We start from the raw sequence: 22,142 nt of genomic DNA on the forward strand, positions 1-22,142 counted from the left end.
GTATGCATTTTCGTTCTTGACGCCGCAGGGTTGTTAGCTACGTTCACTCACCCGAATCACTGACTTGAGTCAGCTCATCGGGGACTCATTCACTTGCTGCCTACCTGCAACGCCAATAACTTTGGGTATGCATTTTCGTTCTTGACGCCGCAGGGTTGTTAGTTTTTAGCCAGGAAACAGGCTCTTTAAGTGCTGGCAGGCATCTTCGTAACTGCTGCGTTCATACATCCCTTGCTGCAAGAAGATCTCCATCTGCGGGTAGAGCGCAATGGCTTTATCCAGCAGCGGATCACTACCGGCCGCATAGGCACCGACACTGACTAAATCGCGGTTACGCTGATAACTGGCCAGTAACTGCTTGAACTGGCGAACTTTACTGTAGTGGTTCTCGTCGATAAGCGATGTCATGGCACGGCTGATCGAGGCTTCAATGTCGATGGCCGGATAGTGACCGGATTCCGCCAGACGCCGTGATAACACCACATGCCCATCAAGAATGGCGCGTGCGGAGTCAGCAATAGGGTCCTGCTGGTCATCACCTTCGGTTAATACGGTATAAAATGCGGTGATGGAGCCACCGCCGGTTACGCCATTACCGGCCCGTTCGACCAACGCGGGTAGTTTGGCGAATACGGATGGCGGATACCCTTTGGTCGCTGGCGGTTCGCCGATGGCGAGGGCGATTTCGCGCTGCGCCATGGCATAGCGGGTTAGGGAGTCCATAATCAGCAATACGTGCTGGCCGCGATCGCGGAAATCCTCGGCGATGCGCGTGGCATAAGCGGCCCCCTGCATCCGCAACAATGGCGAGACATCGGCCGGGGCGGCAATCACCACAGAGCGGGCGCGACCTTCTGGGCCTAGAATATTCTCGATAAAATCTTTGACTTCACGACCACGCTCACCAATCAAGCCAACCACAATCACATCCGCTTGGGTGTAACGGGCCATCATCCCCAGCAGCACGCTTTTCCCTACCCCAGAACCGGCGAACAGGCCCATACGCTGCCCGCGACCCACGGTGAGTAGGGCATTGATGGTGCGTACACCGACATCCAATACCTGCTCAATGGCAGTACGCTGCAAGGGGTTGATAGGGGGGGTGATCAGTGGCGCACGATAGCCGGTTTCCGGTGCTGGCAAGCCATCAAGGGGTTTCGCACTGCCATCCAGCACGCGGCCTAGTAATTCAGGGCCAAGTGGCAGTTGTTTACTGGCAGAGGCACCACCCGTGGTCATGCGCGCATAGACTCGCGCACCGGGTACAATGCCCTCAACCTCTTCCAGTGGCATCAAAAACAGCCGTTGGCCGTTAAAACCGACCACTTCGCTCTCAACTTCCTGCACTTCGCCGTTATCGTAGCGTTCGATGAGGCAAGTTGCGCCCAATGGCAGTTGCAGCCCGGTGGCCTCTAGCACCAGGCCGGTAGCACGAACCAACCGCCCGTAGCGGCGAATAGTGGTTGATTGGCTGATACGCTCTTCGAACTTATCCATCGATGCGAGCCAGCGACCAAGACGGGCGGTCATCATAACTCTCCCGGCGCAGCCAGACGGCACAGCTCATGCCAGCGGGTGGCCAGACTGGCATCAAGGTCACCCTCTTCGGCGCTAACCTTGCAGCCGCCCGGATGAATTTGGCTATCACCCAGTAAACGCCAGCCATTGAGGCTAAGCGTGGAACCCAAACGCTGTTCGACGATGGCTAAATCTTCGGGATTGACCCGCAATTGTGGCTTGCCGGCAAACATCGGCTCTTGCTGAATCAGTTGCTGAATTTGGGCCAGTAACGCGGTGCCATCGCAAATAGCCGGCTGCCCCAGAATCTGCTTCGCGGCGGCTAATGCCATTTGCATTAATCTGGAGGCGATCACGCTGTCCAGTGCATCAAGGGTGCTTTGGAAGTCATTTACCAACAGCTGCCAATGCGCAGTCATCGGGGCCAGCTCTTTCTGAGCATCTGCCAATGCCTGTTGATGACCCTCTTCCAGCCCGGTTTGATACCCTTTATCCAGCCCCTCTTGCAACCCTTTGGCGAACCCTTGTTGACGACCCTGCTTCTCCGCTTCGAGTTGCAGATTCAGCAATGTTTGTTGCTCATCAACCTCAGTTGGCTGTGCATCAACGCCCGGCTCATCTGTAAACAGCATACTGATATCCGGTGCCTGGACCACCGGAGGCCTCTCTGGCTGACTGGCGAAGTCATTGAGTGACCAGGGCTGCCAGGGCAGGGCATTAATCCGATCAGACATAGATATCCTCGCCACCGCCAATGACTATCTCGCCGCTCTCCGCCAGACGACGGACGATAAGCAAGATAGATTTCTGTTCGTTTTCGACCAGTGACATACGTACCGGCCCACGGGTTGCCAGATCGTCGCGCAGGATCTCTGCCGCGCGTAGTGACATGTTGCTGAGGAAGCGCTCGCGCAATGCCTGATCGGCACCTTTCAATGCCACCAGCAGTGATTCGTTGTCGATCTCCTGTAGCAAGCGCTGAATGCTGCGGTCGTCGACGCTGATCAGATTCTCGAACAGGAACATTTCGTCGATAATCTTCTGTGCCAACTCGCCGTCGTACTCGCGCACCGCGTCCATAACCGTCTCTTCCTGCTGGGTTTTCATCAGGTTGATAATCTCGGCGGCGGTGCGGATCCCGCCCATTTTGCTGCGTTTGAGATTCTGACCATCGAGCAGGTTGTTCAGCACTTCCGTCAATTCAGCCAACGCCGCTGGCTGGACACCGCCAAAGGTGGCGATACGCAGCATGACGTCGTTGCGCAGACGCTCGTCGAACAGGGCCAAAATGTCGGCCGCCTGAGCACGTTTCAGATGAACCAAAATGGTGGCGATAATCTGCGGATGCTCGTCGCGGATCAGATCAGCCGCCATCTGCGGCTCCATAAAGTTGAGTGTTTCCATACCACTGGTGGTTTCGCGCGACTCCAGAATGTCCTCCAGCAAGCTGGAAGCCCGCTCCTCGCCCAGTGCTTTGATCAGCACGGTGCGCAGATAGTCGCTGGCGTTAACACTCAGTGCGGCATATTGTTCAGCGTCGTCTTCAAACTCAGCAAGGACATCGACCAACTGCTGGTGTGAAACCTGACGCATACTCGCCATAGTGGTACTGAGTTGCTGTACCTCGCGCGAGGAGAGATGCTTAAACACCTCGGCGGCATGGTCTTCACCCAGAGTCATCAGCATGATGGCGCTTTTTTCAGTTCCGGTCAGGCTCATTGGTCATTACTCATCCATTGACGGATAACCAACGCAACAATACGTGGGTCTTTATCCGCAAGTTCGCGTATACGCTGGGCCTGAACTTCAGCACTCACGCGCTGCTGATTCTTCTTACGCAGGGCCAGCTCTTCTTTACTTTGCTTCACAGTCTCAGCGGTCTGCGCGGTCTGCACCATGCTATTGACTGAAGCTGCGGCTTTATCCGCAAGTTGTTTCTTGGCAATCATTGGGCGCACCAGTTTGCGCCACAGAATCCATGCCACCAGCAAGATAAGCAGATAACGACCGCCATTTAGCAACTGATCAAAGAACGACTGCTGTTTCCAGAAGGGCAGGGAGAGGCCGCTACCATCGTCGGTGGCATTAAATGGTGTATTGACCACATTTAAGGTGTCGCCACGATCGGTAGAGAAGCCCATCGCCTCGCGCGTCAGTGACTCCACTTGCGCCAATTGATCTTTCGACAAGGCAACCGGCTTGCCCGCTTTATCACTGCCGTAATTGACCACAACCGCCACCGACAGGCGCTGCACCATGCCCGCTTGTTGCTGGGTATGGCGAATAGTGCGATCGACTTCGAAGTTAGTGGTTTGGTCGTGACGGCTATTGCTGGATGTGGCCGTCGAACGGGCTGCCGTGGTGGTTGCAGGGCGATTGGCGGCATTGGCGTTATTTGCAGCCGCTCCGGCAGCTCCAGCTACAGGCGCTGGCTGAGGTACTTCAATTGGTGCCACTGGCGTAGCCGAGGGCTGATTGGATAGTGCGCCAGGTACGCCACCGACATTGCTGCCGCCCAATTGCTCGCTATTACTGGTTTGCTGGGAGCGCACCGCCCCTTGATTGGCGGCCTGATTCGGTTTGTACTCTTCATCGGTCTGCTCGCGGCTGGCAAAATCAACTTGTGCCGTGACCTGCGCATGGACATTACCGCTACCAACCATTGGCGCGAGGATAGTTTCGATGCGGCGCTGGAAGCGGTTTTCCACTTCATTGGTAAATTTGAGTTGCGCGGCATTTAAATCACGACCGGCGCTGTCGGATTGCGTCAACAGACGACCGGTTTGGTCAACCACCGTCACATTGCCCGGCGGCAAACCGGCCACACTGCTGGAGACCATATACACGATAGCGTTGATCTGGCCGTCATCAAGTGCGCGTCCAGGTTGCAAGGCGAGGGTGACCGAGGCGGTCGGGGATTTCTGTTCACGGACGAATAGTGAGGGTTTCGGCATCGCCAAATGAACCCGCACATTCAGTACCGGCCCCAGTGTGCCGATAGTGCGGGCCAGTTCACCTTCCAATGCCCGTTGGTAGTTAATTTGTTCACTGAATTGGCTGATACCAAATTTTTCTTGATCCAGTAATTCAAAACCGACCGCACCGCCTTTCGGCAACCCCTGCTGCGCCAGACGCAGACGAGTTTCATGTACCTTGTCTGCCGGGATAAGCAATGCGCCGCCATTATCAGCGAAGCGGTAAGGAATATTCAGTTGCGTCAGTTGCGTAACGATTTCACCACCGTCACGATCACTCAGATTGCTATAAAGGACGCGATAATCCGGGCTTTTCGCCCATAACATCAGCGCAACAATGATAGCGACAGCCGCCGCCGCCGCAATCAGCAGTGGGATTTTTGGATTCGCGCGTAGGCGTGCCAGCGTCGTCGTAAAAGCATTATCACGATTTTCACCGCCAGTTATTGAGGCATTCATACACGTCCTTGGCCAAGCTGAACAACGTTTGAGTGAGTATTTTTTATATAATTAATGTGTTGGAACAAAACAGACTCCCAAGTGCTGTGAGCAATAAAGCATCAATAGCTGTTCTCCCCTTTTATGGGCACGCCATTATTTGCTGTAAGTTATGAATTCGATGGGTCAATAAGCTGGTATTTTTGGGCCTAATTAGCCGCTTTAGCACAAAAATGATGTGTTAGGGTGTCATCCTGAAAATAGTGATAGGTGATAGGTGATAGCGGGGCATAACTGCAGCAACGGGATCATTTGCCACACTGTTATTCGATCAAAATAGCTATTTTGACCAACGACCTATTCGGGGATGAGCATGTCTGTTCAAGGTATTGAAGGCGTTTTACAGCAGTTGCAGGTCACGGCATTGCAGGCATCGGGTACAGCGAAAACATTACCCGCTGAGGCCGGTTTTGCCAGCGAGTTGAGAGCGGCTATTGGTAAAATCAGTGAAACCCAGCAACATGCCCGTACTCAGGCACAGAATTTTGAATTAGGTGTCCCCGGTGTTGGTTTGAATGACGTGATGGTGGATATGCAAAAATCATCAGTCTCTTTGCAACTGGGTATTCAGGTGCGTAATAAACTGGTCGCAGCTTATCAAGATGTCATGAATATGGGGGTGTGATGTTAGCGGGACACTGATTTCACTCTGTTTCGTGTGACAAAGCCCATAAATATAGCGACGCTGTTGTGCCATAAGGGGCATAGCGGCGACGATATCTTTCAAAACGTTCGCGCGGCACTGTTTTATGGCGATATAGATTCATCATGCCACGGCGGATCGCCAAATCACCCCAACTGAGTACATCCGGGCGGGCGAGTGATGATATTAATAGCATTTCTGCAGTCCAAACTCCCACGCCATTGAGGCTGGATAACTGCGTAATCACCTCATTATCGGGCAATTGCGCAATAGCCGCTAAGTTCAGCGAGCCATCAAGTGCAGCCTCTGCGGCACCTTTAATATATCCGGCCTTTTTCATCGTCATGCCACAGCCCTGAATCGTCTCTGCCGATGCCTGCGCAACAGTTATCGGCGTAATTGCACCCAGTAACGCCACCAATCGCGCATTAACCGTGATTGCAGCTTTAACCGATATCTGCTGATCGACAATATTTCTGATTAACGCGGCAAATAGATCCGGGGATAATGGACGAGCGATCATGCCCAAGCGGTCAATGGCGGCGGCCATTTTTTTATCCCGCCGCTTAAGATGATTGATTTCGGTTTCACCGTAGCTATAGAACACCTATTCACTCCAGTCAGCGCCTAAGAGAAGGCAAAACTAAATAAAATCCTAACACGCCGTAGGGCGCTATTTAGCATAGCGCCACTTCAGGATAATGACTCTCCCTTTCTTGCTCTCTAAGCCGTCTCTGCCAGCGAAATATTTTGGTGTCCCACTTTTTGCAGTAATACTGAGATATCAATAATATCAACTTTATCCGCTTGTAGATAAGCAACGGCATATTCATGCCAGATACCGGATTGCAGAAACAGAATAAACAGATCCCGATCCAGATGATTTTCATTCACCATGTTAACCATGATATTCAGCGCTTCAGATAACAGTTTACCTGGTTTATAAGGGCGGTCTGCGGCGGTAAGGGCTTCAAATACGTCGGCAATAGCCATCATGCGTACCGGGATGCTCATCTGCTTATAGGTCAGTTGGTAAGGGTAGCCTTTGCCATCCATCCGCTCATGATGTCCACCTGCAATCACCGGAACATTCGCCATGGTGCGCGGGAAAGGTAATTTTTTTAGCATCACAATAGTTTGCATAATGTGTTCGTTTATTTTGTAGCGGTCCTCCTCCGTCAGTGTTCCACGGCGAATGCTGAGGTTATAAATCTCTCCACGGTTATAGAGGAAAGTTGGTTCCTGCACCTTGAAATCATAATATTCCGGACGCTTATTTTTATTATCACGGTAGATAATATGCTCTTCTTTATCTGCCAGCATCGGTTCTTGTACCGGCAATGAAGGTGTACTGTGCCGCGCCTTGCGAATCCGCTCTTCATGGGCAATACCGGCGTTATCATCCAATGTTCGAGTCCAATGGAGGCTTGCAATTTGTTGGATGCGCGCAATGGCTTCATCAGACATAAATTCGCCACCGATATTACAGTGCGCGATAAAATAAAAATCTTCATCTAACTGGTGGAGTTCGTCAGCCAGTGCTTGTTGATCAGCCTCGCTGGCCGTGATGGTGGCATGACGACGCAAGAAGGTAATCTCTTTTTCACGTTTTAATACTTCAAACCGCATACGTATTTCGTGAATACGATCGTAAATTAACTCCAGTTTTGTTGATTTATCGACGACAAATTCAGGGGTGGTTATCTTGCCACAGTCATGTAACCAGCAGGCAGTATGCAGTTCTTCCCACTCGCTCTCGGATAAATTAAAGTGGGCAAAAGGCCCTTCTTTAACATTAATTGCTGCCCGGGCGAGCATCTTGGTTATTTCCGGTACGCGCTGACAGTGCCCGCCGGTATAAGCACTTTTAGCATCAATTGCGCCAGCAATAAGCTCAATAAAGGCATTGAGCAGGTTTTTCTGTTCTTGCAGCAGGCGCTGGGTTTCTACTGAAACCGATAAGCTACCCACCAGCGCATTGACCAATTGGATTTTCGAGCGTTCACGTTCGGCATTTAAGACATAAGGATTAAACAGCAGTAAGAAACCTAATAATTGGTCATCATGTGTTTTCATCGGTACAGCAATAAAACGTAAAGGTAAATACGGTTGCAGGAAGTCTTGTAGCTGATTAAATATATTCTCATTATTCAATGTTCCGACAATGGTTTTTCCCTCAAGCACTTGTTGGAAGGCACTAAAATTATCTTTTTCTACCTGTAGCGAAGACATCTCTGCAACGGGGATATTTTCGCCATTCCAGCGGAATGCTGTCGGCGTAAAAGTCCCGGTATCTTTATCTGTGAGAAAAATAATCCCGCCAGTCATGGCCGCAATTTCTGTGGTTTCACTTAATAACCCCTGCATCTGACGATGGAAATTACTTTCTGTTGTCAGCATATTACCCATCGAAATAAACTGTTTTAGTGTTGATTTCATTTTTGACATGGATTTATGTAGCTCATCCACTTCTTCAATGACAGAGTGCTCTAATTCACGCTCTTCGAAATACAAATTACTGATGGAGTCAGCATCTTGACGTAGTCGAATCAGCGGTTTGGATATCTTTCTTGAGAAGTACCAAACCAGCGGTAAACCAAGCATCAATAGGATAAACGCAATAAAGGTTGAATGATTACGAATAGAGTTAGCATCAGCAGTCAAATAACTCGCTGGCGTGGCAATAACCAACTGATAGACGTTACCATTGGTATTGATATCAACCACTGAGCCGAACCAGTGCTGGTTTTTCGCTTCAAACATGATGCTATTGGGATGCTCATCTCCTTGAGTATTATTGCTGGCAAGATTGCTTTTTTGAATATTGAGTAGCGCTTGCAATACAGGAACTTGCTTATCTTCGCTAGCGGCTACTACAGTAGTCTCTTTGGTTTTTGGCAGGCTAGCGATAACTTCACCGCGAGAGTTGATAATAATGGCCTGGCTACCTGGCGGCAGATTTTGTCTTATTAGGAACTGTGATAGCGAAGTCAGAGAAACATCTAATCCAATGATTGCCTGTTTATTTTCGGCCTGACGACTATAAGTAAAACCGACTTCGCCTGTACCTTTAAAAATATAGATAGGGGAGGTGACCAGCGTAGGGCTTGCGGCGGCTAAAATAAACCAATCTCTCTGCCTAGGATCGTAGTTATCATTATCTCGTGGCATCACCGCAATAACCTGTTGCTGCTTATTGAGATAAATAAAACGTTTTTCCGGCAGACTATCAAGAAAACGATTACTTTGAATCATCCATTCAGCTTCTTCCGGGGCATGGAATAGTAAACGGTTAGCCTCAGTCAGACGTCGCAACATAAATAGATCGCCGTTGGGATAAGCACTATAGATAGCACTGGCATAGTTATTTTGTTGCAGTACTTCAATAAACTTACCGACAAAAGCCATTCTTTGCTCAAGGGTCGATAATTCTGTTATTTGCATACTGGCGAGAAGGTTAACTGACATCATCATAGGGCGGGTTACCGCATCCAATTCAGCCGCAATGGCTTCCCCGGTTTTTTGATACTGACGGTTGGTGCTGATCTCGGTCAATTTGGTCAATTGGCTATGACCAAAAGCAATAATGATAATCCCAATTGAGACGATCAGTAGAGTAAATAGGGCTGCTATCTGGATGTGCAAAGGATAGCGGCTTTTTAGTCCGAACAGGTTGCTTAGCATCATAGCCATCCCGAAGTTTATTATTCAATCAATCATAATCATAGAATGTGCTGAAACTATAAACACAGATCCCTAATATTCAGTGAGTTATAAGTAATTGCATGATTGAAAAGGCTTTGTTCGATATTGGGTTAAGATTGTTGGATGAAAAAACTAATCGCGGTGTGAAAAAGAATGATTTAACGTGCGGAATATCTAAAAGCAGTATTTAGCAGTCCTGAATGTTGACTGTAAAAAGGATTCTGGCGAGTTAACTAAATGAGATGTGGTGATATTATTGAACGGTTGAGCAAGTGCTATGGTAAGGATAAGGGATAAACCGAGTGCGTTACATTCGTCCTAAATCAGGCGCGTGCAAGCTTAAATAATTATGATAACCATCGGATGCTGAGTCATTATCTGTTGCCTGTAAACGATGATGCCCGCGTATGGCCGTAGGTGCAAAGCCAAAACGTTTACGAAAACGTTCGGCGAAACGTGATGCACTTTCATAACCCACCTGGCTGGCAATTAAAGAAATTGGCCAATCAGTACCTTGCAATAAACGCAGTGCGCTGGTCATACGTACATCAATCATTAAATCACGTAACAGTATATTTTCCACCGCGAGTTTACGTCGTAATACCACTTCACTCATCGCCATATGATCTGCCACTTCTGATGCAGACCATATTTTATGCGGATCAATAGCCAAGCAACGACGCACTTTTTCACTTAGCGAATGACCTTCACTAAGCGAAAATTTAACGCCACGTTGGGCTAACCAAAGTAGTAATTCAAGCATCCGATGCTTGACGATGGCGGGGGGAATATCACCGATATCTGAAATTGCTTTAAAGGTATTGCCGAATGTATTAATAAACTCAGGTGCTAAATTACGCACCGGCATAACCCCAGGAACTAACCCAAGCCCAGCTGAGGCGGGATGATTGGCAAAGGTAGCTATCAAACGGGGGTCACAGCGAAGTTGGTGGCTAAAAAATAGTCCGTCATCAGATAAGCCGTTAATTACATCAACAGTTTGTCCGCTACTTACTGCAACTATTTCACCGGCTTGAATAACGCACTCCTGATTATCCCAGCGAATGATCTTCTGCCCACGGTTAACCATAATGAGTAAGGGATTCTCAATATAGACTGAAGTGAGTAGTAGCTCTGTGTGTTGAATAACATGTGCCGAGCTACCCACACCAGGGCAAAAATTAATCGTACGTTCCATCGATATTCATTTCACAATTTTAGCCTGAGAATATCTTTACGCTTTGAATGGCAGACTAGCAACTCATTTTAATAGAAAATTCACAGTGACTGACTATTTTAGCGAAAAGTTTTAGGGGTTATAATAATAGCCAGTTAGACCTGAGTAATTGTTACTGTCAATATAATCTCATGTTAAAAATAGTGACAATAAAAACTGCTTACCATGTTAATAGTTGCAGTTACATGTGATTTCTCACAACGAATCGATATATTAAGACTCGGTGACCTACGATTACTGTGTCTCACCTAACAGCAATGCGTGGTCGGGAAACTGACCATAAGTATTATTAACCACTTGTTGTCGGGTGGATTGCCCAACCAACTCACTTAATGCATCAAGGCGCTGTTGTAATAAACGCTTAATTTCCACTTCATTAGCCAAAATAGCGCTTAACTTATCCCGTAATAACTCCTGTAATGCCAAAGATGAGCATGAAGAGATGGTGACGTTAGCGGTACTTTCAACTGCTTTGAGATAAGTCATCTCTAGATCAACCAGCGCATCCCAATTACCCTCGGTCGCCAGCATTAACATTTGCTCACTGAGGGTCAGGATTTGTTGATATTCGGACAAAAGATGCTGGTGACGTTCCATTAAATGGGGTCCTAGTTGGGTTGATAATTGGGGCCGATCTGCCGCCAGGCATCCGCAATATTTTCGAGCAAAGCAGCGACTTCATTAATTGCCTGCTCGTCATTGTGCAAATTGGCATGCAGTAAACGCCGTGACATATAATCGTACAAAGCAGATAAATTCTCAGCCATTTCGCCGCCTTTTTCCAAATCCAACCCTGCATTCAGGCCGTTATTGATAATATCAATTGCTTTGGATAGTGCTGTGCCTTTACCTGGAATATCGCCTTGACTCATCAGGATGCGAGCTCGAACCAGGGCGCTTTGCGCCCCGTCGAACAACATCACGATCAATTGGTGTGGACTCGCACTCATTACGCCACTTTCCAAGCCTACCTTAGCGTAGGCCTGGCTCCCTGATCGGTTGTACATGTCCTATTCCCTTATGAAGAAAATTGCTGCGTTAAGAAACTGGCGGTGTTATTCAACGAGCTGACTAACTTATCAAGTTGAGTAAATTGCGTCTTATACCGTTCGATCGTGGCAGTAATACTTTCAGTGGTTGCCGTGACCTGTTTATCCAGATTTTTTAACGTCTTATTGATGCCATCCGTCACCGTTTTCAGGGTGCCCTTGGTGGTATCCAGTGCGGTCTTAAGCAAAGTATCAGTCTGGGTAGCGAAACCCGTGGTAGTACCATCACCGACAAAAAATGCCGTCACACTGTTTGGCTTATCTTTTAGCGCGGTATCTAATTTGGTTGAGTCGATGACTAATTTGCCATCAAGATCCTGCGTGATACCCATACTGGCCAATGTTTTTAGATCTCCGACTTGCGAAGATGCCAGTTGGCTTTTCAATTGAGTTTGAATATTACGTAATACGCCATCACCGACTAAAGCCCCATTACCCGCAGATTGATCTTTGCCTGCTTCTACCGCGGTATATTTAGTCAAAGAACCAAAAGTGGTTTGTAATGAGTTATAGGCATCAACAAAACTTTGTATTGCCGCTTTGGTCGCTGTGCTATCGCGGGCAACAACCAGTTGTTCCGGCTCATTGGTTTTCGTTAATGTTTTGATATTAATGGTCACACCCTGTGGTGCATCCGTAATCGTATTACTTTGGCGGGTAATGGAGACGCCATTGACGCTTAATGTGGCATCTTCAGCTTTAACTTTCTGCGTCATTGCGCCGCTGCCACCAGTACTACTTGGCGTGTAATTCAGGAAGTCATTTAACTTGTCATCGCCGGTGACACTGATCGTCATTTCTGACTTGGTGCCGGTATCTTTGGCGGTTAATGAAAGATAATAGGTATCATCATCCGCTTTCATAATACTGGCGCTAACACTGCCCTCTTTTTTATTGATGGCATCGCGAATATCTGTCAGGGAGGTTTGCTGGTTAGTTAATGTCACTTCCAGTGGTTTTTCTTTCCCTGGCTGGGAAATGGTGATGGTACGAGTAGCATTGTCATTTCCTAATTTATCTGTCGCATTAGGGACATCTGCAGATAATAAAGACTGCGCTTTAGCAATGTTGGTCACTTCAATTGAGTAGTTGCCAGCTGTTGCTTTGCTATCGGTTGTTGCACTAAACGCAGTGTTAGAGCTACTGATTGTAGTCGTGCTCAGTGTATCTGCTTTTTGTAATGCCGCAGATGCTGTTTCCAGCTTTGCCAGTGCGCTTTGTAATACACCGTAGGCGGTGAGTTTAGCTTTATAGCTGGATTGCTGGGTGGTTAACGGTGTTAACCGGGTCTGCTCTGCTGCGGTTAACTTATCCAGCAAAGTGCCTAATTCCATATTTGACCCGATACCCAGTGTACTGATACTTGCCATGTCTAATCCTTAATATTCAAGTGTCGTTACCGGGTTATCGGCCAAGAAGAGGAAAAGTTTACACATAAAATAGAATTTATGATGGCTAGAATAACGGGGGATAACAGGGGGCTATTTGCTCCATTGAATAGAGCAGTAATTAAAGAAGAGATAAAGAATAATTTTCAGCTAATTTTAAAATTATTTCAAAGAATGGCTAAAGGTTCCTTAAAGAGCGCCGATACAAGTTGTGACGGTGATGAAGCCGTGGGCAGTAAGCCCAAATCATAACCCAATAGCATTTAAGGAATTCACTATGTCAGTAATTAATACTAACATCCTGTCTCTGAATACTCAGAACAACATGACCAAATCCCAGTCCGCTTTAGGCTCAGCCATTGAGCGTTTGTCTTCTGGTCTGCGTATCAACAGTGCGAAAGACGATGCTGCGGGTCAGGCAATCGCTAACCGTTTCACTTCTAACATCAGAGGCCTGACTCAGGCTGCTCGTAACGCTAACGACGGTATCTCTGTTGCACAGACTACTGAAGGCGCGTTGAACGAAATCAACAACAACTTACAACGTGTGCGTGAACTGACTGTTCAGGCATCTACCGGCAGCAACTCTACCAGCGACCTCTCTTCAATCCAAGACGAAATTCAATTGCGTATGGATGAAATCGACCGCGTATCTGCTCAAACTCAGTTCAACGGCGTGAAAGTTCTGAGCTCAGACACCAAAATGTCTATCCAGGTCGGTGCTAACGATAACGAAACTATCGATATCAGCCTGAAAGAAGTGACCTCCAAGACTCTGAACCTGGAAGGCTTCAACGTAACCGGTCCTAAAGGTGGTGCAACGGCGGCTTTAGCAGCTGCTGATTTCCAAAAAGCCTTTGGCGCTACCACTGCAATGACTACTGCAACTTCAGCAGAGACCACTGATGGTGCTTTGGCAGCCCGTCTGGGTGTTGCGAAGGCGAGTGTAACTGTTGGTACTGCACCAACTAAAGATAGCGCAGGTAACTGGTTCACTAAAGTTGATATCAAAGCAAATGACGCTACTGAAGCTAACAACCTGAAAGCCAATGGTTTCGACATCGCTTCTGGTGCAACTAAGTCATTCTATATCGCTGTTGACCCACAAACTGCTGATACCACTACAACAGCAGCCACTGCAGCGATTTCAATTGATACTGCTAGCCTGAGCCTGAAAAAACTGACCACTGGCGCGACCAACGATCCGTTGAAAGCACTGGATGCAGCGATTTCTGATATCGACGTTCAACGTAGCTCCCTGGGTGCGGTACAAAACCGTTTCCAATCTACTGTAACTAACCTGAACAACACTGTTAACAACCTGACTGCTGCACAAAGCCGTATCCAGGATGCTGACTATGCAACTGAAGTGTCCAACATGAGCCGTGCTCAGATCCTTCAGCAAGCAGGTACTTCAGTATTGGCACAGGCTAATCAGGTTCCACAAACTGTTCTGTCTCTGCTGCGTTAATTGATATATCGAGTTATATAAAAAAGGCGGCATATTGTGCCGCCTTATTATTCTAAGTTAATTATTGTGACAGATTAATTCACTTAGCATAAAAGAATTGGATTCATGGTTAATATTGAGGTTTGCTTGTGAAAGAACTTACCGTAGTTCAACCCGTTTATGTTGAGAACTTCAGTTGCATTGGAGCATCTTGTCGCGATCACTGCTGTAAACGCTGGACTATCTCTCTGGATAAAGAGACCTATCGTAAGTACGCCAAAAGCCATAATCCTGATATTAAGCGCATTGCGGTCACGAATATTGCCGTTACTCGAACCAGTTCCGCTAATTGGGCCGCAATCAAATTGACTGAACAGGGTAATTGCCCCTATTTAGATGTCGATCAGCTCTGCGGTATTTATAAGCGCTTAGGTAAAGACGCATTAAGTGATACATGTACCGTATATCCACGTTCTGAGCATATATATAAAACTGAAAAACGAAATAGCCTGAATATCTCGTGCCCTGAAGCGGCACGGCAGGTATTGTTTAATCCTGATGGGTTAAATATGAATACCCAGGTGATTGAGCTGAAAAGTTTTTTTCAAGCACCTGAACTAAATATAGAGGGGCAGTTAATAAATCTATTCTGTGCTAATTTATTGATGTCCGATCAACCTAAAATAGAAGAAAATCTTTATGCAATTGCGTCCTTTTTGCTTTTCTATCAAAAGCTAGAGGGCGATATTAATACTAAGCTGCCATATATGGAATCTGGTTATGAAGGATTATTGCAACAATTTGAATCTAATGAGATTTTAGATTGTTTGGGTAAGCTCACTTTCAATGCAGAGCTACAATGGCAGTTGCTCATAAGATTACAAAATTTCATGACGAAGACGCCTGAATCCAGAGGGCGGGAAACCATGTTTAATTACCTGAATCCGCTCCTTGATCATATAGTTGTAGGTTTTGATGTGGAGCTTGTCGCCGATAAAATGAAAGAATTAAGCCGAGTCTGGTGTGAGGATGCAGGCCCATTCTTTAGTGATAACCCGCATATTCTTCGCAACTATTTTCTTTATCGATTACACCATAACCAATTTGCAATACTTGATGAGTTTTCACTACTGAAACAATTTTATTTAATTATTGTTGATTTCTTCTTTATAAGATCACTGATCAGCGTTTATGTAAAAAATAACAAACAGTTAACTGAAGATATCATTATCGATATCTTCTACTCATATCATGCATTTAGCCAACATAGTTCTAGTGTTACAACGATGTTCATTGAGGAAATTGATAAAGTCAAAGTGAATGACGATCTCTCTTCGTTGCAACTACTGATATAGCGCATAAAACAATGAGTGCAAAAAATTATGCGGATAAATACAGAATTAAGTCGATAAAAAAGAGGCATCAAAGCTTATAACGTGGGGCATAAGTCAAATAGCCGCCTTTTTATAGGTCTATTCCGGCGATTGTCTGACTGGCCTGACAGGATAATGGTACGACTCTCTTACCCTTAGGTGCCTGTCTAGTGAGCGATTTGTATACCGCCGAAGGCGTGATCGATAAAAATTCCCTCTGGCAACGCTATGTTCCTCTGGTTCGCCATGAAGCACTGCGTTTGCAGGTTCGCCTGCCGGCTAGTGTGGAGTTGGACGATTTGTTGCAGGCTGGGGGTATTGGTCTGCTGAATGCTGTCGAGCGTTACGACGCTTTGCAAGGAACTGCATTTACCACTTATGCGGTGCAGCGTATCCGTGGCGCGATGTTGGATGAGCTGCGTAGCCGAGATTGGGCACCACGCAGTGTGCGACGTAACGCCCGCGAGGTCGCCAGTGCTATGCAGCAGGTTGAACAACGTGTTGGGCGTCCTGCCACTGAGCAGGAGGTGGCGAAAATTCTTGATATTGATTTGGCGGAGTATCGCCAGATCCTGTTGGATACCAACAATAGCCAACTTTTCTCCTATGACGAATGGCGGGAGGAGCATGGCGAAAGTGTCGAACCCTTGCTGGAGGGGCATGAAGATGCCAATCCGTTGCAACATTTGTTGGAAGGAAATCTGCGGCAACGCGTGATTGAAGCGATCGAGGCATTGCCGGAACGCGAAAAGATGGTGTTGACGCTGTATTACCAGGAAGAGCTGAACCTGAAAGAGATAGGAGCAGTGCTTGAAGTCGGGGAGTCCCGTGTCAGTCAGCTTCATAGCCAGGCGATAAAACGCTTACGCGCCCGTCTGAATAACGACTCTTAATTCACTTTCGCTCAGTGATATCACAGTGTTTAACTTTATAAATGCAGGTCTTCTTATGCCAGGACTTCAGCTAAAAAAGCGGCCACTGAGCCGTTATTTAAAAGATTATAAGCACGGCCAAACTCATTGCTCACATTGTAATAAGCAACTTGACCGCATGGCGTTGGTTTTTCGCGGACAAATTATTAATAAAGAAGCGATCGCCGGTATGGATCAACCGATCGACGATCAAGTGTGGTCAAAACTTCAGCATGAATTAACTGCATTGTGCCGTTTTTGCAGCGAGATATATTGCAACAGTACACCGGGCTATTTTGATATTATGGCGTTCAAGCAGTACTTATTTGAACAAACAGAGATGAGCCATAGCACGGTTCGCGAATATGTCGTGCGCTTGCGTCGCTTGGATGAAATGCTGGTTGCTACTAATTATCCGGCAGAGAAATTCGCCAGTGAAACTATGCATCAACGCATTATTGATGAGCTACCAAATGCAGCACATAACAATTACCGCATTGCTTTGCGTAAGTATGATCAGTATTTGGCGTGGCAAAAGAGTTACTAAGTCCTGCCGTGAGAGCTGTCAGCAGTTGAGAAAACTCTGCATTTTCACCGTCATTACTGATGATATAACGTAAAAATATCAAGCTATTATCTGTAGTGATGCTACGCCCGACAAGGTTCACCTTCGCCGGGCGTTTTAGTCTCTATTACTGCCATCCTCCACGCTACATCCACGGTGATTGCTCTCTCTAACTCGAATGACTTTCGGGCGCAAGTTCGTTGAAATCCACTTTCCCCCGCTTTCCAGCCCCTTGAGATCTATTGGCTATAGCCTATTTATCCCGCAAGTTAAGTTATTCCCCTGCGTTATCAATTACTGACATCTATAATAAAATCAGTGATTATTAATGTTACATCTGATAAATCTATATGCCCTTGCTAGTTGAAGTCGCAGGGTATTGGCTGCTTGTTGCTGCTCTGAAATTTTAACTATTTTGGGTAATAATCGTCCTAAAATATTAACTCCCTGGGGGACCCGTGACGTTTCAACAAAAACTGGCGCAATTTCCACGTCTGGATCTGGTCGGCAATGCCACGCCATTAGAAAAGCTATCCCGACTGTCCGATTATCTGGGACGTGAAATTTATATCAAACGTGATGATGTCACGCCGCTGGCTTTAGGCGGGAATAAGCTGCGTAAGCTTGAGTTTCTGGCGGCCGATGCATTGCATCAGGGAGCGGACACATTGGTTACCGCGGGTGCGATTCAGTCGAATCATGTGCGCCAAACCGCGGCAGTAGCAGCAAAACTCGGGCTGCACTGTGTGGCGCTGCTTGAGAATCCTATCGACACATCGCAGGAAAACTATCTGACCAATGGCAATCGATTGCTGTTGGATTTGTTTAATGTTGAGGTGGTGATGTGTGACGGATTACATGCCCCCAATCAGCAATTGGCTGAGTTAGCGACTCGACTCGAAGCGCAAGGTTTTCGCCCCTATGTGGTGCCAGTGGGAGGCTCTAATGCCCTGGGTGCCCTGGGTTATGTGCAGTGTGCATTGGAAATTGCCGCGCAATCAGCGGGAAATGTTGCTTTTAGCTCGGTCGTTGTGGCCTCAGGTAGTGCGGGCACTCATGCCGGGCTGGCGGTTGGTTTGCAGCAATTGTTGCCAGATGCTGAATTGATTGGTGTCACGGTTTCGCGTAAAGCCGACGAGCAGCGACCAAAGGTGACACATATTCAACAAGAACTGGCAGCATCTTTGGCTATCACCACCCCGCAGGCAGAGATTACTTTGTGGGATGATTATTTCGGCCCGCAATATGGTATGCCAAATGAAGAGGGGCTGGCCGCGATTGCGCTGTTGGCAAGGCTAGAAGGGGTGTTGTTAGATCCGGTATATACCGGTAAGGCGATGGCGGGCTTACTTGATGGTTTGGCGCTGAAAAAGTTTCGCGATGATGGTCCAATTCTATTTATTCATACCGGCGGCGCACCGGCACTTTTTGCCTATCATCCGCGGGTGTGACCTTTGGTTATTGCTTATTCTATTTGTAACTATGGTTATTAGTTTATATTCCTTTATTTCATTAGTAGCACTGATAAAGTGTTGAATATCAAAAATAAACATAACAGTCGGGGTATTTATGGGTTTTTCAATTGTGCGTCGTCGAGTCGTTCTGGGTATGGTTGCGGTGGCACTGGCAACAGGTTTGAATGTGAAGTCTTACGCGGCGGGTGATCTGCTGAATCAGGTTAAGGAGCGAGGCACCCTGATTGTTGGGCTAGAGGGCACTTACCCGCCATTCAGCTTCCAGGGTGAAGATGGCAAACTCACCGGCTTCGAAGTGGATTTTGCCAATGCTCTGGCTGAGCATATGGGCATTAAAGCAAAGATCACTCCGACAAAATGGGATGGTATGCTGGCTTCACTGGAGTCTAAGCGAATTGATGTGGCGATCAATCAGGTCACCATTTCAGACGAACGTAAGAAAAAATATGATTTCTCAACCCCTTACACGGTTTCCGGTATTCAGGTGTTGACCAAAAAAGGCAACGAAGGCAACTTCACCAAACCTGAAGATTTGGAAGGCAAAAAAGTGGGTGTCGGGTTGGGTAGTAACTACGAGCAGTGGTTACGCGAAAACCTGAAAGGCGTTGATATTCGCACTTATGATGATGACCCAACAAAATATCAGGATCTGCGTGTTGGCCGTACCGATGCCATCCTGGTTGACCGTTTGGCGGCTCTGGATTTGGTGAAGAAAACCAACAATACACTGGCGGTTGCAGGCCCGGCGTTTGCTCGTCAGGAGTCTGGAGTCGCGCTACGTAAGGATAACCCTGAATTATTAGCAGCAATCAATCAGGCCATCGCTGAGATGCAAAAAGACGGTACATTGGCCAAGATCTCTGAGAAGTATTTTGGTGCGGATGTAACTAAATAATGCATGAAAGTATTCAATTGGTGCTGGATTCAGCACCATTTTTATTGAAAGGTGCCTGGTTTACCCTCCAATTGAGTCTGGGGGGATGTTTTTTGGCCTGGCGCTAGGTTTTATGTTGGCAATGATGCGGTTATCAAGCTTCTTGCCGTTTTCACTCCTATCGCGTTTTTATGTCTCGATTTTTCGTGGCACCCCATTAATCGCCCAACTGTTTATGATCTATTACGGTTTGCCACAGTTTGGTATTGAGCTAGACCCAATGCCTGCGGCCTTGATCGGTCTATCACTTAACACCGCAGCTTATACGTCAGAAACATTGCGCGCGGCTATCTCATCGATTGAGAAAGGGCAGTGGGAAGCCGCAGCCAGTATTGGGATGACACGCTGGCAGACACTTTATCGGGTAATATTGCCACAGGCCGGGCGCACGGCTTTGCCGCCACTAGGTAACAGCTTCATCGGTTTGGTTAAGGACACGTCTCTGGCTGCGACGATTCAAGTTCCCGAACTTTTCCGTCAGGCGCAATTGGTAACCTCCCGCACACTAGAAGTTTTCACTATGTATCTGGCGGCATCATTGATTTACTGGATTATGGCGACGTTGCTGTCAGCGCTACAAAATCGGTTGGAAGCCCACGTTAATCGTCAGGATCAGGAGTAGCCATGAGTGCCATCGACGTTAAAAAACTGACCAAACAGTTTAAAGGTCAACAGGTGCTGCACGGTATCGATCTTGAGGTCAATAGCGGTGAAGTGGTCGCGATCATCGGCCCGAGCGGCTCCGGCAAGACCACCTTATTGCGCAGTATTAACCTGCTGGAGATCCCCGATTCGGGGATGATTCGTGTCGGTGATATTGAGATTGATGGCAGCATACCTATTAGCAAGCAGCAGCGTCAGGTACGTGCGCTACGCCAGCAAGTCGGGTTCGTTTTTCAGAGCTTCAATTTGTTTCCGCATCGTTCGGTGCTGGAGAACATTATTGAAGGGCCGGTTTTTGTCAAAGGTGAAAAACGGGCTGTGGCGGAGAAACGCGCTCGTGAGTTGCTGGCAAAAGTGGGCTTGAGCGGCAAGGAAGATGCTTACCCACGGCGCTTATCTGGTGGGCAGCAACAACGGGTTGCGATAGCGCGTGCGTTGGCGATGCAACCACAGGTTATTTTGTTTGATGAGCCGACCTCTGCGTTGGATCCGGAACTGGTCGGTGAGGTCTTAAATACGATCCGCGCACTGGCAGAGGAAAAACGCACCATGGTTATCGTGACCCATGAAATGAGTTTTGCCCGCGATGTGGCAGACAGGGCGATTTTTATGGATCACGGACGGATTGTTGAACAAGGACCGGCAAAAGAGTTGTTTGCCCATCCGCAACATGATCGGACTCGACAGTTCCTCGATAAGTTTTTGAATAATCACTAATTTGTTTAGATATTAGTGAGATAAGCAAAGTGAAATAAGGGGGCTGTCTATTGCCCCCGTTTTATCCGTCCGCCTTACAGGAATGCCTCGAGTTTAAGGCGGTGGGCGGTGGTTTTAACTTCTTTCATCCGCCCATGACCGGGCAATACTTTTTGTTCAACGGTGACCAATCCGGCTTTTTTCAAAATAGCCACATCGCGGGTAACTGCACTGCGATCTCTTTTTAGCCGTGCTGAAAGGGAGGTGATAGAACCGGGATACATCTTTACTGTCCGCAGCAACAGGATACGTGCAGCACTTAATACCCGCACCATCTCCAACGGGTCTTCGAAGGTAATTGTGTGCTCCTCGGGTAATGCTTTCCCTGCATCAGCCAAGGTCGCGAGTTTTTTGCCTCGCTTGAAAAACTCATCTTCCGTTGCTGTTTTGATGAATAGCTTGTCCATTAACTTCTCCTTAGTGAAGTCCAATCCTTTTGAAAGCAATCCTCTATCTGTTCAAAACTGATAAAATCAACCGCTTCAATCCCGCCTAGGTAGTGACGATGATGGAAACCATGGGCATTGTCATAACCGATTACCCGGCCATTATCACCCCGCGATAATCGATGGTTGATATAGGCTAAATTATAGCGGGTAACAACACCGTACTGGTCAGCCCATATCTCACGACGTAATTGACCATTACCGCGCCGATTAGCAATTTTATGAAGCTCATCGACAATTTTCTTATCAGCCATGAATATAATAATCACCTCTGTAGGTTGTTGTACACAATATCTTCACTCAGAAGAAAGCTAGGGCCGTAAACATCTCAGTCATTTGCTTGAATTAATAATGGGTTAATGGCAACCAAGAGCGCAAGGATGTCAAGTGAAGGGTGCGGGATGCTGCCAGAAGAAAATGGTTTTGTTGCGGTTTTGCATTATGTGATGCGAGCCATCTCGAAGAGTGAGCCACAAACCATGCTATTGGTGAGGTAAAAATAGAGGCCCCGAGAGGGGCCTGAGGGTGGATGATTGCAACGCGAATTTGCCAAACC

Annotated in this window: 20 protein-coding genes and 1 pseudogene; 9 read left to right on the forward strand and 12 right to left on the reverse strand. The window is 47.3% G+C overall.

All coding sequences use genetic code 11. The annotated features are described in order from the left end of the window. Nucleotides 1-165: 165 nt before the first annotated feature. Genes fliI through fliF form a run of 4 tightly spaced genes read right to left on the reverse strand, consistent with a single transcriptional unit; the run spans nucleotide 166 to nucleotide 4,952 of the window. Nucleotides 166-1,530: a flagellar protein export ATPase FliI gene (gene fliI / locus HRK25_RS14190; RefSeq protein WP_005275635.1), complete on the reverse strand. Its 1,365-nt coding sequence runs from the start codon at nucleotides 1,528-1,530 to the stop codon at nucleotides 166-168. After that, nucleotides 1,530-2,252 carry a flagellar assembly protein FliH gene (fliH, locus tag HRK25_RS14195; protein ID WP_032898165.1) on the reverse strand — a complete coding sequence of 241 codons (723 nt, stop codon included), beginning with the start codon at nucleotides 2,250-2,252 and terminating at the stop codon, nucleotides 1,530-1,532. Before fliH ends, fliI begins: the two co-directional genes overlap by 1 nt. Further along, complete coding sequence (gene fliG / locus HRK25_RS14200; RefSeq protein WP_032898163.1) at nucleotides 2,245-3,237, reverse strand: flagellar motor switch protein FliG; 993 nt, start codon at nucleotides 3,235-3,237, stop codon at nucleotides 2,245-2,247. The genes fliH and fliG overlap by 8 nt, the downstream gene beginning before the upstream one ends. Next, the gene (gene fliF, locus HRK25_RS14205; RefSeq protein ID WP_005275631.1) at nucleotides 3,234-4,952 is read right to left on the reverse strand and encodes a flagellar basal-body MS-ring/collar protein FliF; all 1,719 of its coding nucleotides are present in this window, start codon (nucleotides 4,950-4,952) and stop codon (nucleotides 3,234-3,236) included. The genes fliG and fliF overlap by 4 nt, the downstream gene beginning before the upstream one ends. 352 nt (nucleotides 4,953-5,304) lie before the next feature. Here fliF and fliE point away from each other — a divergent pair, with 352 nt between their 5' ends. Then, nucleotides 5,305-5,616, forward strand: coding sequence for a flagellar hook-basal body complex protein FliE (fliE, locus tag HRK25_RS14210; RefSeq protein ID WP_005275629.1), 312 nt, complete (start codon nucleotides 5,305-5,307; stop codon nucleotides 5,614-5,616). Between the two features lie 19 nt (nucleotides 5,617-5,635). On the opposite strand, the gene HRK25_RS14215 is transcribed toward fliE, so the two are convergent. From HRK25_RS14215 to fliD, 6 genes are all read right to left on the reverse strand, one after another. After that, nucleotides 5,636-6,241: a DNA-3-methyladenine glycosylase family protein gene (locus HRK25_RS14215; RefSeq protein WP_005275628.1), complete on the reverse strand. Its 606-nt coding sequence runs from the start codon at nucleotides 6,239-6,241 to the stop codon at nucleotides 5,636-5,638. A gap of 116 nt (nucleotides 6,242-6,357) precedes the next feature. Then, on the reverse strand, nucleotides 6,358-9,318 hold the full coding sequence (locus HRK25_RS14220) for an HD domain-containing phosphohydrolase (RefSeq protein ID WP_032898167.1): 2,961 nt from the start codon (nucleotides 9,316-9,318) through the stop codon (nucleotides 6,358-6,360). Nucleotides 9,319-9,646: 328 nt separating this feature from the next. Further along, nucleotides 9,647-10,537 (reverse strand): helix-turn-helix transcriptional regulator, encoded by an 891-nt coding sequence (locus HRK25_RS14225; RefSeq protein ID WP_032898161.1) that lies wholly within the window; start codon nucleotides 10,535-10,537, stop codon nucleotides 9,647-9,649. 273 nt (nucleotides 10,538-10,810) lie between these two features. Beyond that, nucleotides 10,811-11,173, reverse strand: a complete 363-nt coding sequence (fliT, locus tag HRK25_RS14230; protein ID WP_005275622.1) for a flagella biosynthesis regulatory protein FliT — start codon at nucleotides 11,171-11,173, stop codon at nucleotides 10,811-10,813. Nucleotides 11,174-11,184: 11 nt separating this feature from the next. Then, a complete protein-coding gene (gene fliS / locus HRK25_RS14235) occupies nucleotides 11,185-11,583 on the reverse strand; it encodes a flagellar export chaperone FliS (RefSeq protein WP_032898159.1) in 399 nt (132 codons plus the stop codon). 11 nt (nucleotides 11,584-11,594) lie between these two features. After that, on the reverse strand, nucleotides 11,595-12,995 hold the full coding sequence (gene fliD, locus HRK25_RS14240; RefSeq protein ID WP_005275616.1) for a flagellar filament capping protein FliD: 1,401 nt from the start codon (nucleotides 12,993-12,995) through the stop codon (nucleotides 11,595-11,597). A gap of 295 nt (nucleotides 12,996-13,290) precedes the next feature. Here fliD and HRK25_RS14245 point away from each other — a divergent pair, with 295 nt between their 5' ends. The 8 genes and pseudogenes from HRK25_RS14245 to tcyN all read left to right on the forward strand — a co-directional run bounded on the left by HRK25_RS14245 (nucleotide 13,291) and on the right by tcyN (nucleotide 21,101). After that, nucleotides 13,291-14,484: a FliC/FljB family flagellin gene (locus HRK25_RS14245; protein ID WP_032898155.1), complete on the forward strand. Its 1,194-nt coding sequence runs from the start codon at nucleotides 13,291-13,293 to the stop codon at nucleotides 14,482-14,484. A gap of 128 nt (nucleotides 14,485-14,612) precedes the next feature. Continuing rightward, nucleotides 14,613-15,818, forward strand: a complete 1,206-nt coding sequence (fliB, locus tag HRK25_RS14250; RefSeq protein ID WP_005275610.1) for a flagellin lysine-N-methylase — start codon at nucleotides 14,613-14,615, stop codon at nucleotides 15,816-15,818. A 188-nt stretch (nucleotides 15,819-16,006) separates the two neighbouring features. Continuing rightward, the gene (locus HRK25_RS14255; RefSeq protein ID WP_005275605.1) at nucleotides 16,007-16,729 is read left to right on the forward strand and encodes an RNA polymerase sigma factor FliA; all 723 of its coding nucleotides are present in this window, start codon (nucleotides 16,007-16,009) and stop codon (nucleotides 16,727-16,729) included. A 55-nt stretch (nucleotides 16,730-16,784) separates the two neighbouring features. Further along, on the forward strand, nucleotides 16,785-17,294 hold the full coding sequence (fliZ, locus tag HRK25_RS14260; RefSeq protein WP_005275602.1) for a flagella biosynthesis regulatory protein FliZ: 510 nt from the start codon (nucleotides 16,785-16,787) through the stop codon (nucleotides 17,292-17,294). A 476-nt stretch (nucleotides 17,295-17,770) separates the two neighbouring features. Further along, entirely contained in the window at nucleotides 17,771-18,763 is a 993-nt protein-coding gene (locus tag HRK25_RS14265; protein WP_005275600.1) for a D-cysteine desulfhydrase, read from the forward strand. A 118-nt stretch (nucleotides 18,764-18,881) separates the two neighbouring features. Then, complete coding sequence (tcyJ, locus tag HRK25_RS14270; RefSeq protein ID WP_032898154.1) at nucleotides 18,882-19,682, forward strand: cystine ABC transporter substrate-binding protein; 801 nt, start codon at nucleotides 18,882-18,884, stop codon at nucleotides 19,680-19,682. Further along, nucleotides 19,682-20,343: pseudogene (gene tcyL, locus HRK25_RS14275) on the forward strand (cystine ABC transporter permease). Before tcyJ ends, tcyL begins: the two are co-directional and overlap by 1 nt. Before the next feature lie 2 nt (nucleotides 20,344-20,345). Continuing rightward, nucleotides 20,346-21,101: an L-cystine ABC transporter ATP-binding protein TcyN gene (gene tcyN / locus HRK25_RS14280; protein ID WP_005275595.1), complete on the forward strand. Its 756-nt coding sequence runs from the start codon at nucleotides 20,346-20,348 to the stop codon at nucleotides 21,099-21,101. 74 nt (nucleotides 21,102-21,175) lie between these two features. Here the strand turns inward: tcyN and HRK25_RS14285 are convergent, their stop codons facing one another. Next, nucleotides 21,176-21,547: an HVO_A0114 family putative DNA-binding protein gene (locus HRK25_RS14285; protein ID WP_005275593.1), complete on the reverse strand. Its 372-nt coding sequence runs from the start codon at nucleotides 21,545-21,547 to the stop codon at nucleotides 21,176-21,178. After that, the gene (locus HRK25_RS14290) at nucleotides 21,547-21,840 is read right to left on the reverse strand and encodes a toxin-antitoxin system TumE family protein (protein ID WP_032898153.1); all 294 of its coding nucleotides are present in this window, start codon (nucleotides 21,838-21,840) and stop codon (nucleotides 21,547-21,549) included. The genes HRK25_RS14285 and HRK25_RS14290 overlap by 1 nt, the downstream gene beginning before the upstream one ends. Nucleotides 21,841-22,142 lie beyond the last annotated feature (302 nt).

Source organism: Yersinia bercovieri ATCC 43970, assembly GCF_013282745.1.
Lineage (GTDB): Bacteria > Pseudomonadota > Gammaproteobacteria > Enterobacterales > Enterobacteriaceae > Yersinia > Yersinia bercovieri.

What these genes read in the sequence shown, in the direction of transcription:
- fliI (WP_005275635.1), bottom strand. Translation starts at nt 1,530, where the DNA reads ATGACCGCCCGTCTTGGTCGCTGGCTCGCATCGATGGATAAGTTCGAA.
- fliH (WP_032898165.1), bottom strand. Translation starts at nt 2,252, where the DNA reads ATGTCTGATCGGATTAATGCCCTGCCCTGGCAGCCCTGGTCACTCAAT.
- fliG (WP_032898163.1), bottom strand. Translation starts at nt 3,237, where the DNA reads ATGAGCCTGACCGGAACTGAAAAAAGCGCCATCATGCTGATGACTCTG.
- fliF (WP_005275631.1), bottom strand. Translation starts at nt 4,952, where the DNA reads ATGAATGCCTCAATAACTGGCGGTGAAAATCGTGATAATGCTTTTACG.
- fliE (WP_005275629.1), top strand. Translation starts at nt 5,305, where the DNA reads ATGTCTGTTCAAGGTATTGAAGGCGTTTTACAGCAGTTGCAGGTCACG.
- HRK25_RS14220 (WP_032898167.1), bottom strand. Translation starts at nt 9,318, where the DNA reads ATGCTAAGCAACCTGTTCGGACTAAAAAGCCGCTATCCTTTGCACATC.
- HRK25_RS14225 (WP_032898161.1), bottom strand. Translation starts at nt 10,537, where the DNA reads ATGGAACGTACGATTAATTTTTGCCCTGGTGTGGGTAGCTCGGCACAT.
- fliT (WP_005275622.1), bottom strand. Translation starts at nt 11,173, where the DNA reads ATGGAACGTCACCAGCATCTTTTGTCCGAATATCAACAAATCCTGACC.
- fliS (WP_032898159.1), bottom strand. Translation starts at nt 11,583, where the DNA reads ATGTACAACCGATCAGGGAGCCAGGCCTACGCTAAGGTAGGCTTGGAA.
- fliD (WP_005275616.1), bottom strand. Translation starts at nt 12,995, where the DNA reads ATGGCAAGTATCAGTACACTGGGTATCGGGTCAAATATGGAATTAGGC.
- HRK25_RS14245 (WP_032898155.1), top strand. Translation starts at nt 13,291, where the DNA reads ATGTCAGTAATTAATACTAACATCCTGTCTCTGAATACTCAGAACAAC.
- fliZ (WP_005275602.1), top strand. Translation starts at nt 16,785, where the DNA reads ATGCCAGGACTTCAGCTAAAAAAGCGGCCACTGAGCCGTTATTTAAAA.
- tcyJ (WP_032898154.1), top strand. Translation starts at nt 18,882, where the DNA reads ATGGGTTTTTCAATTGTGCGTCGTCGAGTCGTTCTGGGTATGGTTGCG.
- tcyN (WP_005275595.1), top strand. Translation starts at nt 20,346, where the DNA reads ATGAGTGCCATCGACGTTAAAAAACTGACCAAACAGTTTAAAGGTCAA.
- HRK25_RS14285 (WP_005275593.1), bottom strand. Translation starts at nt 21,547, where the DNA reads ATGGACAAGCTATTCATCAAAACAGCAACGGAAGATGAGTTTTTCAAG.
- HRK25_RS14290 (WP_032898153.1), bottom strand. Translation starts at nt 21,840, where the DNA reads ATGGCTGATAAGAAAATTGTCGATGAGCTTCATAAAATTGCTAATCGG.